Source organism: Treponema medium (assembly GCF_017161265.1).
Classification (GTDB): Bacteria; Spirochaetota; Spirochaetia; order Treponematales; family Treponemataceae; genus Treponema; species Treponema medium.
In genome coordinates, this window is sequence record NZ_CP031393.1 from 1,635,342 (window position 1) to 1,649,455 (window position 14,114).

General features: G+C 45.5%; 12 protein-coding genes. 11 read left to right on the forward strand and 1 reads right to left on the reverse strand.

The features are described 5' to 3' along the window. The first annotated feature begins 1 nt into the window (after position 1). The 6 genes from DWB79_RS07210 (at position 2) to DWB79_RS07235 (ending at position 5,798) form a co-directional block, all read left to right on the forward strand. On the forward strand, positions 2-1,327 hold the full coding sequence (locus DWB79_RS07210) for a 2-hydroxyacyl-CoA dehydratase subunit D (protein ID WP_016523377.1): 1,326 nt from the start codon (positions 2-4) through the stop codon (positions 1,325-1,327). 11 nt (positions 1,328-1,338) lie between these two features. Then, positions 1,339-2,487, forward strand: a complete 1,149-nt coding sequence (locus tag DWB79_RS07215; protein WP_016523378.1) for a 2-hydroxyacyl-CoA dehydratase subunit D — start codon at positions 1,339-1,341, stop codon at positions 2,485-2,487. Positions 2,488-2,499: 12 nt separating this feature from the next. Continuing rightward, complete coding sequence (locus tag DWB79_RS07220) at positions 2,500-3,093, forward strand: leucine-rich repeat domain-containing protein (protein ID WP_016523379.1); 594 nt, start codon at positions 2,500-2,502, stop codon at positions 3,091-3,093. A 502-nt stretch (positions 3,094-3,595) separates the two neighbouring features. Beyond that, entirely contained in the window at positions 3,596-4,000 is a 405-nt protein-coding gene (locus tag DWB79_RS07225; protein ID WP_016523380.1) for a Fur family transcriptional regulator, read from the forward strand. Between the two features lie 115 nt (positions 4,001-4,115). Next, positions 4,116-5,078 (forward strand): hypothetical protein, encoded by a 963-nt coding sequence (locus DWB79_RS07230; protein WP_016523381.1) that lies wholly within the window; start codon positions 4,116-4,118, stop codon positions 5,076-5,078. A 3-nt stretch (positions 5,079-5,081) separates the two neighbouring features. After that, the gene (locus DWB79_RS07235; RefSeq protein WP_016523382.1) at positions 5,082-5,798 is read left to right on the forward strand and encodes a DUF4398 domain-containing protein; all 717 of its coding nucleotides are present in this window, start codon (positions 5,082-5,084) and stop codon (positions 5,796-5,798) included. 64 nt (positions 5,799-5,862) lie between these two features. Here DWB79_RS07235 and DWB79_RS07240 read toward each other — a convergent pair whose 3' ends face one another. Beyond that, complete coding sequence (locus DWB79_RS07240) at positions 5,863-6,429, reverse strand: NUDIX hydrolase (protein WP_040859548.1); 567 nt, start codon at positions 6,427-6,429, stop codon at positions 5,863-5,865. A gap of 63 nt (positions 6,430-6,492) precedes the next feature. Between DWB79_RS07240 and DWB79_RS07245 the strand changes: the two genes are divergently transcribed. The 5 genes from DWB79_RS07245 to DWB79_RS07265 all read left to right on the forward strand — a co-directional run bounded on the left by DWB79_RS07245 (position 6,493) and on the right by DWB79_RS07265 (position 14,114). Further along, on the forward strand, positions 6,493-7,314 hold the full coding sequence (locus tag DWB79_RS07245; protein WP_016523384.1) for a cytidylate kinase-like family protein: 822 nt from the start codon (positions 6,493-6,495) through the stop codon (positions 7,312-7,314). Between the two features lie 122 nt (positions 7,315-7,436). Beyond that, positions 7,437-9,749, forward strand: coding sequence for a hypothetical protein (locus DWB79_RS07250; RefSeq protein WP_016523385.1), 2,313 nt, complete (start codon positions 7,437-7,439; stop codon positions 9,747-9,749). A 308-nt stretch (positions 9,750-10,057) separates the two neighbouring features. Continuing rightward, positions 10,058-10,546 (forward strand): ferritin, encoded by a 489-nt coding sequence (locus tag DWB79_RS07255; RefSeq protein WP_016523386.1) that lies wholly within the window; start codon positions 10,058-10,060, stop codon positions 10,544-10,546. Between the two features lie 52 nt (positions 10,547-10,598). Continuing rightward, complete coding sequence (locus DWB79_RS07260; RefSeq protein WP_016523387.1) at positions 10,599-11,537, forward strand: PhoH family protein; 939 nt, start codon at positions 10,599-10,601, stop codon at positions 11,535-11,537. Positions 11,538-11,591: 54 nt separating this feature from the next. Continuing rightward, complete coding sequence (locus tag DWB79_RS07265; RefSeq protein WP_016523388.1) at positions 11,592-14,114, forward strand: HD family phosphohydrolase; 2,523 nt, start codon at positions 11,592-11,594, stop codon at positions 14,112-14,114.

Consider the following 14,114-nt stretch of genomic DNA (forward strand, 5'->3'; position numbering starts at 1 on the left):
AATGGCCCAAAAGATGGAAAAGTTACCCAACAAAACGCCGCGGCCGATCGAAGGGCATAAGCCCGCCGCCGCTCTGTTACGCGATGTCGTAGATAGGGTGTATGCAAATGCATGGGAGGCAAAACGGCGCGGTGAATTAGTCGGATGGAGTTCTTCTAAATTTCCAATTGAATTAGCGAAAGCTTTTGACTTGAATGTAGTCTATCCCGAAAATCACGCGGCGTCGACGGCTGCTAAGAAAGACGGATTGCGCCTCTGCCAAGCTGCGGAGGATATGGGATACGATAACGATATCTGCGGATATGCCCGTATCAGCCTTGCGTATGCCGCAGGAGAGCCGACTGATTCGCGCAGAATGCCGCAGCCCGACTTTTTGCTGTGCTGTAACAATATCTGCAATATGATGACTAAATGGTACGAAAATATTGCGCGTATGCATAATATCCCGCTCATCATGGTCGACATTCCATTCTCCAATACGGTGGATGTCCCCGAAGAAAAAGTAGATTACCTTCTCGGGCAGTTTGACTATGCCATCAAGCAGCTGGAAAAATTGACCGGAAAGAAATTCGACGAAAAGAAATTTGAAGATGCCTGCGCACGGGCGAATAGAACCGCCGCCGCTTGGCTGAAATCCTGTTCATTTATGTCATACAAGCCGTCTCCGTTAAGCGGGTTTGACCTGTTTAACCACATGGCAGACATTGTTGCCGCCCGCTGCGAAGAAGACGCTGCTGTCGGATTTGAACTGCTGGCACAGGAATTTGAACAATCCGTAAAAGAAAACACCTCTACGTGGGAATATCCCGAAGAGCACCGTATCTTGTTTGAAGGTATTCCGTGCTGGCCGGCGCTCCGCCCCTTGTTTGACCCCTTAAAGGACAGCGGTGTCAACGTAACCGCTGTCGTATACGCTCCGGCATTCGGCTTCCGTTATGAGAATATCCGTGAAATGGCCGCTGCGTACTGCAAGGCGCCGTGCTCCGTCTGTATCGAAACCGGTGTTGAATGGCGCGAGACCATGGCAAAAGAAAACGGTATCAGCGGCGCTTTGGTCAACTACAACCGCAGCTGCAAACCGTGGAGCGGCGCGATGCCCGAAATCGAGCGGCGTTGGAAAGAAGACCTCGGTATTCCGGTCGTTCACTTTGACGGCGATCAGGCTGATGAGCGCAACTTCTCTACGGAACAGTACAAGACGAGAGTACAGGGCTTGGTAGAAATTATGGACGAACGCAAGCAGGATAAGAAAGCAAAAGGCGAGGAAGTCTATACCAACTTTAAAAATACCAAAGAGACCGATTGGTCGAAGCCGACGCTGGAGTAGGGGAGGACAGTATGGAAACAATCAAAGAATTATTGGAACAATTTAAATATTTGGCGAACAATCCGCGGAAGCAGCTGGATAAATACCTTGCGGCAGGGAAAAAAGCCGTCGGTATTTTCCCGTACTATGCACCCGAAGAGATTGTCTATGCGGCAGGTATTGCGCCGTTCGGTGTATGGGGCGGTCAAGGCCCCATCGAGCGGGCAAAGGAATACTTCCCGACATTCTATTACTCGTTGGCATTGCGCTGTTTGGAAATGGCCTTGGACGGTACCCTCGACGGACTTTCCGCCTCAATGCTGACAACGTTGGATGATACCCTTCGTCCGCTTTCTCAGAACTACAAGGTGAGCGCCGGACGGAAAATCCCGATGATCTTCCTCAATCATGGCCAGCATCGTAAAGAGGACTTCGGTAAGAAGTACAATGCGCGTATCTTTACCAAGGCGAAGGAAGAGCTGGAAAAAATCTGCGGTGTTAAAGTAACTGATGAGAACTTAAAGAAAGCGTTCAAAGTGTATAACGAAAACAGGGCTGAAAAGCGCCGGTTTATCAAACTTGCAGCATCTCATCCTCAGAGCATTAAAGCCTCAGACCGTTGCTATGTGCTGAAAAGCTCATACTTTATGCTGAAAGATGAACATACCGAGCTGCTCAAAAAGCTGAACTCTTTACTCGAAGCCTTGCCGGAAGAAAAATGGGACGGCGTTCGGGTGGTTACCAGCGGTGTTATTACCGATAACCCCGGCTTGCTGCAAGTCTTTGACGACTACAAAGTCTGTATTGTCGCCGATGATGTGGCGCACGAATCCAGAGCGTTGAAGGTTGATATCGATCTCTCCATCGACGATCCGATGATGGCGCTTGCCGATCAGTTCGCCCGTATGGATGAAGACCCGCTCCTCTACGACCCCGACCTTACGAAGCGTCCTGCTTATGTGGTGAAACTGGCAAAGGACAACAAGGCGGACGGATGCTTGCTCTTTATGATGAACTTTGACGACACGGAAGAGATGGAATACCCCTCGCTTAAGCAGGCGTTCAGTGCAGCAAAGATTCCGTTGGTAAAAGTCGGATATGATCAGCAGATGTCGGATTTCGGGCAGGTAAAAACGCAGCTCGAAACATTCAACGAGATTGTACAGCTCAATCGGATGTAAGGGGGTAGTAGTATGAGTGAAAATGTATGGGAAAATGATGATTTTATTTTTAAAGGCGCCGAATTAAAGGGTATGACGCAGAAAGGAAAGGATAAGGTAAAAACGCAAGGACTTACCGATATGATCGTTCCCGCAACAGCGCCCGACGGAACTCCTATTACGCGGATCGGCGACAATGCTTTTTACCGCAGGGGCTTAACCTCTGTTGTTATCCCCGACACGGTAGAGAGCATCGGTTATGATGCGTTTGGTGTATGCAAATTGACCTCGGTTAAACTGCCGAGCGCTTTAAAAGATATTGAAGGCTTTGCTTTTTACCGGAATGGTCTTAAAGAAGTTACTTTCGGTGGTAAGGAAACAAAGATTGAGCCGAGTGCATTTGCATTGAATGCTTTGACGGAACTCAATTTGCCGGAAACCCTTGAGCTGATTGATACTTCATCCTTCTACAAAAATGAGCTGACGGCAGTAAAAATTCCTGCTTCGGTGAAAAAGATCAACATGTATGCTTTTTTGAAGAACAACATCAAAGAAGTGGAAATCCCCAAATCGGTGGAATTTTTACATGCTAAGGCCTTTGAACCGAACACTGAAGTAAAAAAATAAAAGCATCTCGTGCTTTCAATGTCTTTTTCCCGATATGCATCCGTGTATGTCGGGAATGAGCGCTGTAAGCATATCATGGGAATCGCTAAAAACTTACATAACGCCTTCTTTTCTAACAGACGGGCAAACGCATCAGACAGGTAAATTAAAATCCGCAGAATAATGAGGGCTGTGAGACCATTTGAACCGCGAAGAGGTTCAACTCTGGTTGAACAGCCCCATTATTCTGCAGGGTATAATATGAAGTGTCTGATGCGTTTGCCTAGGCTTAATATTGACAGTGGTGCTTTTAAAATTGTAATATTGATTATTAATTTTAGGCGCTATACTTTGATATGAGGCGTGTAAATAAAAGCCGTACAAATAGCACGGCTTTTATTTACCCAAGTTTGTTCAAGTGCAAACTTGTATATCATAAGCACGTTCTCACTTCCTTGCGAACGTGCGTAAAAAGTCAATCGAAAGTTGATACTTTCTTCTTGACTTTTTATGGGAGGTATATATGAAAAAAGCTGTGTCATACAAGCATTCAAAACAGCGGGAGGCTTTGTTCAACCTTTTATGTTCTACTCGTACGCATCCTACGGCGGCATGGCTGTATGATCAGCTTCGGAAGGATTTTCCGCATTTGAGTCAGGGAACTGTCTATCGTAATTTGAATATTCTTGCCGAGCAAAAACGAATCAAGGTCATCAATGTTGACGGTACCTTTGCTCATTTTGATGCGGATATGAGCGTGCATAATCACGTCATTTGTACCCGATGCGGCAAGGTAGAAGATGCTTTTATGCCGTCCGATGAACATTGCGATCAAAAGGCTGCGGAAATTAGCGGCTATCGCATTGATTCACATCGGTTTGATTTTTTTGGAGTTTGCCCTGATTGCCAGTCTCTTGAACATGATTGAGTTCTATAGTAACTTATCTATCATTATGCGAAAAACTTTCGCACAAGACAAACTTCTTTAAGAACTCGATGAGTTTTTTGGATGTCTGAATATCCGTTTAGAAATGGAGGTTATAATGAATAAAACACTGAAAACATTGTTTTATATTCTCTGTGTTTCCGTTCTGTTGTTCGGTTTTGGAGCCTGTAAATCCCAGCCCGAACCAAAACCGGAGCCGAAACCGGAACCGGTAAAAACTGTTGAACCGGAAAAAAATGAAGAACAGGAAAAAATCGCTCGTTTACTGGATGAGATGGAAAAGGTTCGTGCCGAAGCGGTTAAGGCAAAAGCAGATACGGCTTATCCTGCACAATTTAAATCAGCCGACGATACGGCAGCCGAAGCAAGGAAGAATTATGAATCGAATAACCTTGCAGAAGCACAGGAAAAAGCTCAAAGAGCCATTACTCAGTATCGTACTCTGATTAACCAAATGAAGATTGCTGAGTTAAAAGCAAAGATCGACAAAAATAACCTTGCTACCTATGATGCGGAAAGTTATAAAAAGGCTCAGGATTTATCTGCAAAGATACCTGATCTTTATGAACCCAATCCGGTAAAGGCGTTTGAAACCTCAGAAGAGGCGCTGAATTACTATGAAACGGTAAAAGAGGCAGGGTTTGCTTCGATGATGCGTGATGCAAAAAAGAAGGCTGATGAAGCACGTTCACGTGCCGATTCGGTGAAAGCGGCTACAGCAATGAAAGATCCATATACAAAAACCGAGAATCGCTACCGTACAGCAGGAATTGCTGCAGGCAATAAGAAGTACGAACAAGCATATACGGGGTATATGACTGCTGCCGATGAGTTTAACGATATATACGAAAAGGTAAAAGTTAAACGAGCGCAAGCAACCGAGGCAATGGAACGTGCAAAGGCGCGTCAAGAAGCCAGCAGTAAGCTTGCAAAAGATGCCGATCGCGAGGCGCCCCTGCCGGAAAATGCGGAAGGTTTTTCCGAAGAACCGGTTGATATTGACGAATTACAGCGCGCTACAACTACCGGAAAAACATCGTCATCCGGTAACGGGAGGTAACCCATGAAAAAAACAGCTATTCTCTGTACCGTATTCTTTTTAGTAGGGGCGGCATTTTTGTTTGCCGTATCGTACGATAATAACGAATATCAGCGAAAAAGCCGCGCTTATTCCGAATTGGCACGGCGGGCATATAATGAAGGTGATTATGATGCCTCTATAGAGTATTCTCGACTTGCCGAAGAGAATGCTCAAAAATCAGCCGATTATATTCAATATATGCTTGCTCGTATTGAAGCGGAACAAGCAATGAATAGGGCGCGCACCCGCTATACATGGGCAAAAAACAACAAGGCCGAAGAGAAATATCCCGAGGCATTTAAGACGGCAACCGAAGCTTTACAAGCAGGAAATACCGCATTTGACAATAAAGACTTTGATGTTGCAGTTGTCTGTGCGAAAAAAGTTTTGGATGCGCTTGCCGTTGTTACCGGTGATGAGTCTTCATTTGCAACTCTGCCAGCCCAATACCGTATTCGCACATGGCGCGGCGAACGGGATTGCCTGTGGAATATTGCAAAGAATAAGGCGATTTATGACAATCCGTATCTGTGGCGAAAGCTGTATGAAGCGAACAAAAACAAATTGCCCGATCCCAATAACCCCGACTGGGTTGAACCCGGGATTATTTTAACAATTCCGAGCCTCCGCGGTGAAAAACGCAGTGGTATATACGATCCTGCGGTAACCTACGAAAAATTACCGCCTGCTAAAAAGTAAAAAATAATCTGATGAGAACCTCTAAAAACGAAAGTTTTTAGAGGTTCTTTTATATTCCCACTTATTAGCAGCACGGATGAGCTCGCTGATAAAAGAAGAGCGCAGTACACATAAGCGCATGGTCGTAAGGTTCCGTTCCCATCTTGTTCAATACCTCTTCGACGGGGACTGCTTCGGCTTCTAAAAACTCATCTTCATCCAGATGCTGCGCTTGCGTATCCGATTCGCAGTCTGCAAAGTAGATATGACTTTTATTTCCCATAATCGCAGGGTTGGGGTATACCTCGCCGAGCAGCGTTAAGCTCCGCCCCGTTTTTCCTGTTTCTTCAAGTAGCTCGCGCCGCGCCGCCTGTTCCGGCGTTTCTCCTTCATCGACCACACCGCCGGGGAATTCGATCGATAGATGCGCCGAACCATGCCGCCATTGTTTTACCATCAAAAAATAATGCCGACCGTTTGCATCGGTGATACGGGGAATAACGATAACCCATTCCGGCGCGGATAGTGTCGAAAACGTCTTTGTTTCGTTGTCGGGTGAAAGACTGGTAATTTCGTTGACACTAAATACCCGTGTGGCGCATATTTCTTTTGCAGCGATGGGCTTCCATGAAAGACGAGAATTTTTGTGCATAAAAGTAAAACCTTCCTTTGACATAATGAGTATTTAGCCTTATTCTATAGAAGAGGAGGCTTTATGGCAATTATTACGATTTCACGACAAATAGCTTCTTACGGCGATGAAACGGCTTTAGAACTGGCAAAATCGCTCGGCTACGAATTTATTGATAAAAAAGACTTAGAGAAAGATCTGATTGACAAGGGAATTTCCAAAGAGAGTCTTGCGCATTATGACGAGCGAAAACCCGGCTTTTGGGCGTCACTTTCTCGCAACCGCGACTCCTATTTTGATTATTTACGGGAGGTCGTGTACGGATATGCACTGAAAGGAAACAGCATCTTTATCGGGCGCGGCGGCTTTGCGCTATTGCGCGGCATCCCCGGCTGTTATGCGGTACGGCTGGTAGCCTCTGATGATATCCGAATTGCGCGGTTGATGAAAGAGTTCGATTGGCCCGAAAAAAGAGCACGCGCTTTGATGGCGGAAAGCGATACCAATAGGGAAGGCTTCCATAGATGTTTTTTTGATATGAAGCCGGAGGATCCAACTCACTATCGCCTCGTTATTAATACCGATTTTGCTACAGCGCCGCTTGCCGCAAGCATTATTACGCACGCATGTAAGGAAGCTATTTCACCAGCGGAAGAGCTGGAAGGGCTTAAGCGCATTTCCGAACTGTTACTTGGGCAGCGGATTGTCAATTTGATTGCGTTTAAAGAAGAACTTCCGATTTATTTTTTGGATGCGGAAGTTTCCGATACACAGATTGTGCTGCACGGAGTTGCGGATTCCGTTGCCTGTATCGATAAAGCGCTGAAAATAGCCGAAGACTTGGCTCAGGGGCGTTCGGTGTCTACACAGATCAGCATCGTTAACGAATATAAGCCTTATCCGTAACGGTGCAGTGGTAGGCGTACTTACATTTTGATGTTTTGCGCTTGACATAACTAGATATTGCCTATTAGTATAGATATAACGTTATTGTGTATACAATAACTATTTTACGAAGGAGGATTTATATGAAAAAATTCATATCCATCTTATCGGTATTGCTGGCAGTCTTTTTGATTGTCGGCTGTAAGCAGGGACTTTCAAAGGCTGAAGTAGAGCAGATGATTAAGGACAGCCAGAAAAACGGCGGCGGCGGAGGAGGCGGCGGCGGCGGTGCTGGCGGTAATAGTTCTATTTCCGACATTTTGGAAACCGCGGTAACCGAAGTTTCCGGCAAAGTATGGACGGTCACCCGCAACACTGTGGATGCCGGTGACAAAGGCGGAAAAAAGGAAGCCGGTTTTGACCACGAAATTACCTTTGACAAAGAAAGCTTTACTTTTTCCATTAGTATGAAAGACGGCGGTATTTTGTCTAAAGATCTAACCGTCAACCAAGACTATATGGATTTGGTAAACACGGGCGTTGCAGAGTTGAAAGACGGAAAACTGGTCTTTAAGAACAGAATGTACATTAAAAGGGTGTACCTGCCCAAACTGAGCAAGTGGCTTTCTTTAAACGGGGACGAATATGATAATTCAGGTGTGTTACCTGACCACAGCGAAGATCCTTTCAATAAGTACTTTAAAGACGGATACCATCAAGGCTACCCCAATTTGGTACTCGATGTAGAGCTTGAAGTACAGGGAACGGGCAGCGGCCGCTTTAGAAATGTCGATAACCTTGCGACAGTTGACAAGTTACGGCTGGTTATAAAAGACGGTAAACTGACACTGGTTAATGTAAAAGAGAAACCGGAACAGGCAGCCGCATTGGATAAATCCTATCTTCATAAATTGATGTATAATTATTACCGCGATAGCGGCGCTGTGTTCGACTGTAAAGACTGGCCGCCATTTAAAGAGGATATGGGTAAGTACACGACTGATGTATCAGCTGTTCAGGGTGCACTTAATGCGTTAAAGGCTGAAATGCGAAATACGTCTAAGCGGGATCTTCCTACCGAGCCGGTAAAATGGGGTTATGATGTTACCGGAGCGTTCACCGAAGCCGCTGATGTCGATCTCGTTTTTGATGCCAATAAAATTGTCGCTGTCATAAAGAAAATGGTGCCGAACCCTGCGTACGCCCCCGAGCTTCCCGAAGATCCGGTAACGAATCCTAAGGAAATTGAAGGAATTGACAAGCTTGCACCGTTGTTTACTATTGCACAGCCGGATCCTGCGAACAAAGAAAAAGCGAATCCTTTGTGGACGAGTCATGATGAGTTGTTGACTGCATCGCTTGATCACAAGCCTCACATGGGCGGGCAGAATACCTTTATGGTAAAAGATTTTGATGCGGTAAAGAATGCAACCGTTGTGTGGAAGGTATTGTATGGAACCAATACTGCTAGTGGGGAAGACGATTCGACGCCTGCAACCATTACCATTAAAAGAGAGGTAAAGGACGAAGGCACTTTTGAAGACGCGACGGATATTGCAACAAAGAAATACCGCTCCAATGACACCGAGAGCGGCTTTGATGCTAATGATCCTACCCATTATGATGATCCTCTCCGTTGGACAGAGAAGGCGCATGCCGGAAAAGTGAAGAAGTATAAGGTAACTTATACCATGTCGATAAAATTCGACAATATCAACGACAGCTACTTTAGTAAAAATAATGATTTTAAAGACAAAGCCTTATCGTCCAATGAGTTCGAAGTAAAGTATGCTAATGTACCGGGAACTGCCGATGCTGACTTCGACTGGGTATATACGCTTGAACCGTACAAGGTCATGGAAAAATACGAAAAAAAGGATAAATGGCTTACCTTTAGTGAAGTTGAACTTTACGGAATAGTTTCGAAAAAAAAAGACAATGGAGAGGTTGAGCCAGTAACGGATTTAGTTAAATATCCTGACGGAGAAAAACTGACCAATGCTTATTTGAAGCGTACCGTTACGGGAGACACGGTTTTAAATAATCAAACCCACTTCTTTGTTTCTTCGGTGATTCCAAACACAAACGGGAAATATATCAGCCGGATAACCAAGATCAAGATTATTCCCAAGATGGAAAATGTGCATTTTAACGTAACAAGTGAGGGTGGATTAACCGTAGGCGGAACATGGGATGCGAGAATAAATAAGGACGATGCAACGAGTATCGATGTTTCCCTGTCGGACGGATACAAAGAGTTTACCATTCCAGCCGGCGAATTGGAAGTTACCCGACTGAACGGTTTTGATCACTTTAAGGATAGTCGGCTGATTATTACGCTGTCAGGATTAGATAAGCACTCTGTTGCACACAAAGAAGGCGAGTGCCACGACAGTAGTGTCGACAAAAAGTATAACTGGAATGGCTACAGCTTTGTTATCCACTTTGGTAAATAGCACACGTGTTTACGGTATGCGGCGTACGCCGATGCCGTAAGCGGTAGAATGCTAACAAAACAAAGGGTTGGCTTAAAAGGAATCAACTTTTGGGACAACCTCAAAGCCCGCCTAAAAAGGCGGGCTTTGTTTTATCTCTTATTTTGAAAATAGACGGCGCATTTACTGCGGGGCTGAAAAAATAACGTGATGTTTATGCCCTGAACGTTCTCTTGACTATCCCCTATCTTCATTGTAGACTTGCTCTGTTATATTCGGTCGCGGGAATATATCTAAAATACCTAACGCCGGATAAAAGGGGGCAAACTATGATTAGCAAGAAATTGGAAGACGCTTTGAACGACCAAATCAACAAAGAGTTCTATTCAGCGTATTTATATCTTGGGATGGCAACACATTTTGAATCGGAAGGGCTGAAAGGTTTTGCCAAGTGGATGAGGGTGCAGGCGCTTGAAGAACAAGGGCATGCGATGAAGCTCTATGACTATCTGTTTTCAGTTGACGGAAAGCCCGTGCTAAAAGCCATTAAAGAAGTACCTGTTCAGTATGCAAAATCTCCGGTAGAAATTATTCAGGAAGTGCTCAAGCACGAACAGTATGTAACGGCTTCGATTAACAGCCTGTATGAACTTGCTCTTGCAGAAAAAGACTACAAAACGCAGAGCTTCCTCCAGTGGTTTATCAATGAGCAGGTGGAAGAAGAAGCGAATGATCGCGATATCCTCGATACTTTCAAATATATCGACGGTAATGCCGGTTTGCTTATTCTGGATAAAGAGCTCGGAAAGCGGGAATAACTCCGCAGAGAGTACCCTACCGTTACATTTGAAAAGTTAGAAAGGAGTGTTTTTGGATACCTCATATACAATCGTGTTGGAAGATCAGACCGTACTGTCTTCTCTATGCGGCGCAAATGATGAGAATTTACAGGTTTTTGAAACCTATTTAGGCGTTCCCGTTATCTGTCGAGGAAACGAGGTAACGGTTGTAACTTCAGACCAAGCCGTTTGCAATAGGTTTCAAAAACTCATCGACACTCTTTTAAAAAGTCCCGAAATTACTTCGGAAAGTTCTGCCGATTTTATTGCCTCCTGCGTTGCCAATAGTGTGCCGCAGGGGGGGGCTTTTTGTCCGCAGTGTATTCATATTCCGCGTGGTATAAAATCCGTCTATCCTAAAAATAGAAAACAGGCGGCATTGATCGATTCGATCTATGCAAACGATATAACGTTCGGACTTGGCCCAGCCGGTACGGGAAAAACCTATATTGCGGTGGCGCTTGCGTTAAAGCTGTTACTGTCGCACAAGATGCGCAAGCTTATTTTAACCCGTCCGGTGGTGGAAGCCGGCGAAAGCCTCGGGTTTTTACCCGGCGACCTTGTGCAGAAAATAAATCCGTATTTGCGTCCGCTATTCGATATTATGGAAACCCTGCTGCCTGCCGATGTGCTGCGCAGTATGGAAGAGTCTAATACCATCGAAGTAGCGCCGCTTGCCTATATGCGCGGACGGACACTGCACAATGCCGTTGTTATTTTGGATGAAGCGCAGAATACCACAAAAGAACAGATGAAGATGTTTTTAACGCGGATGGGCGAGGGTTCAAAGCTGATTATTACCGGCGACCCGTCCCAATCGGATATTCGCGGAAGATCGGAATCGGGGCTTGTTCATGCCGTTTCTTTAATCCGTACCATTGACGGAATTGGAATCGTTGAATTTTCTGCGAATGAAGTAGTTCGTCATTCGCTGGTGCAAAAGATTATTAATGCGTATGAAAAACAATAGTATCGTATTTTTAAAGGATAACGCAACTCTTGCGGAGTATAGCGGAGTTATCGAATGAAAGACGAAAACAATTCCGGATATATGAAAGCAGTAGTATTGCCGTCCATAGCGGGTTTTTTCCGCAAAATTATAGACGGGTTTCGAACTGAAAAAGTTTTTTCCATCCTCTTTATTGTAAGTTTTTTTGTTGTTATCGCTGCGATGTTGTTTACCACGCTTGACCGCGGCGGGCTTGCCTACTTAAACCTTGATGAATTTGCCGTAGGAAGGGTGGCCGATCGCGACGTTATTGCAGGCAGGGATATTTCCTATACGGATCAGGCTGCAACGGAGATAAGAAAAACCGCTCGATTGCAGACGATTGCGCCTATTTTTCGGCAGGATATGGAACTTGTATCCGAAACGCTCAAAAAATACGATGAGTTTGTTTCTTTCATGCTTGCCTTACATAATGATACCGAAACGATCTTTGAAGCGCGGATACAGGAAGAATATCCGGGTTTTTTTGACGCGCAGCTGTTGAAAGATTTACAAAAGGTAAAACAATTTGAAGGGATGTTATCTGCCGCACAAGCTGTCGTTAAACAGGTGATGGCGGTGGGTATTGCCGAATTTCCCGAAAAAGGGCTTGAAGGTTTTAACCAAACGGAAATGACACTGTTAGTACGGCGCGGAAATAATCGCGAGTACATCAATATTCAGACAAGTTCGGTTATTAAAAAAGAGAATCTCGATGCATATATCAAAAATGCAATACGATCGCTGAATGCAAGTCTTGATTCCGGTATAACGGCAGCACTTATTCAGCCCTTTTTACATCCGACCATCATTTACGATGAAAAAGAAACGGAAATGCGGGCGCAGGAAGCGCTTAAACAGGTTCAGCCGGTAATCGTTACCATTCAAAAAAATCAAAAGATTATTAAACGAGGATTTATTATTACCTCGGAAAACTACCGGCAGCTGCAGGCATATTCCGATGCGGGAAATTATATTGACATCAATAAATTTTTGGGACTTTCCGCCTTTATCCTCTGTCTTTATATCATCGGTGTCTTTATGTTGTCGCCGCAGTCAATTAGCGGCCGGTTAAAAGAAAGCCGAAAGATTTTTTTATTGCTGATTTCGCTTGCCGTATACCTTAGTGTACTTTTTACGGCAAAGGCGCTATCCCTCGTGCAGGCGCTCGATATTATTCCGTTTATTCCTGCCGCGCTGACTGCTATGCTGGTAGCCACGCTCATTTCCACAAAGATGGCAATACGGATGGTATTTCTTGTTATGCTGATTGTGCTAACGGCAACCGGTTTTAAGCTTGAACCGGCGCTCTTTGCACTGTTCTCCGGCTTGTCGGCTGTCTCATTGATGAATTTGACCGGACGGCGGATGGATTTAATTAAGACTGCATGCCAGCTTGCGATCATTCACCCGATTATTACCTTTGTACTTTGCTCGGTATTTCCGGACTCATACAGCGACTTTGTCTTTGTGCTGCTCGGTTCGGTCATAAACGGCTTTATCAGCGGCATCTTTGTGCTCGGCTTCTTGCCTATTTTGGAAGACCGGCTGAATACGCCGACCTGCTTCCGCCTGATGGAGCTTTCCGACCTTAACTCTCCGACGATGAAGCAGATGCTGTTGACGGCTTCCGGTACCTATAACCATACGATGATGGTTGCGACATTGGCGGAAGCAGCCTGCCGCGAAATCGGGGCAGACGCGCTGTTGGCGCGGGTCGGCGCATATTACCACGACATCGGCAAGATGGCAAACAGTGAATACTTTGTCGAAAACCAGACGTCATATAATAAGCACTTGGATTTAAACCCGCGGCTTTCGGCGGCTATCATCCGCAGTCACGTAAAAATCGGTGTGGAAAAAGCGGAAAGTATGCGGCTGCCCCGCGAGGTTATCGACATTATCGGGCAGCATCACGGTAATTCTTTGGTACAATACTTTTATGCAAAGGCCAAAGAACTCGACCCCAATGTCAGCCCCAAGGACTTTTCGTATCCGGGGCAGCCGCCGCGTACCAAAGAGGCCGCCGTGGTAATGCTTGCCGACGTAAGCGAAGCCGCCTGCCGGACGTTAGACCATCCGTCAGTCCCGCGGCTCGAAAAGTTTATTGCGAAGCTCGTTAAGGGTAAAATGGAGTCGGGACAGCTTGATAACTGCGATTTAACGCTGCGGGAATTACGCATTATTCAAGAATCTTTTGTAACGACGCTTGCCGGATATTACCATTCCCGTATCAAGTACCCGAATCAAAAAGACCCCGACGAAAAAGAAGGTGCAGGTGGAAAAACTCCCGACGAAAAGGCTGCACCGCAGGATGCCTCGCCGGAAAAGACTCCCGATGAAAAATCGGCGCAATCGGAAATGCCGCTTGAGAAAAGTATTTCTCCCGATGTAAAAAACTATCTGCAAATAGACCTCGGATTAACGGCATCCGAAAGCCCCGTCGGTACACCGGTATCAGAACCGTCGGCAACAGCGCAGTCATCAACTGCGACATCGGAGCAAACGACGGCAGTCAAGCAGGGGCAGCCGGATGGGAAGAACAATAAGGAAGAATAA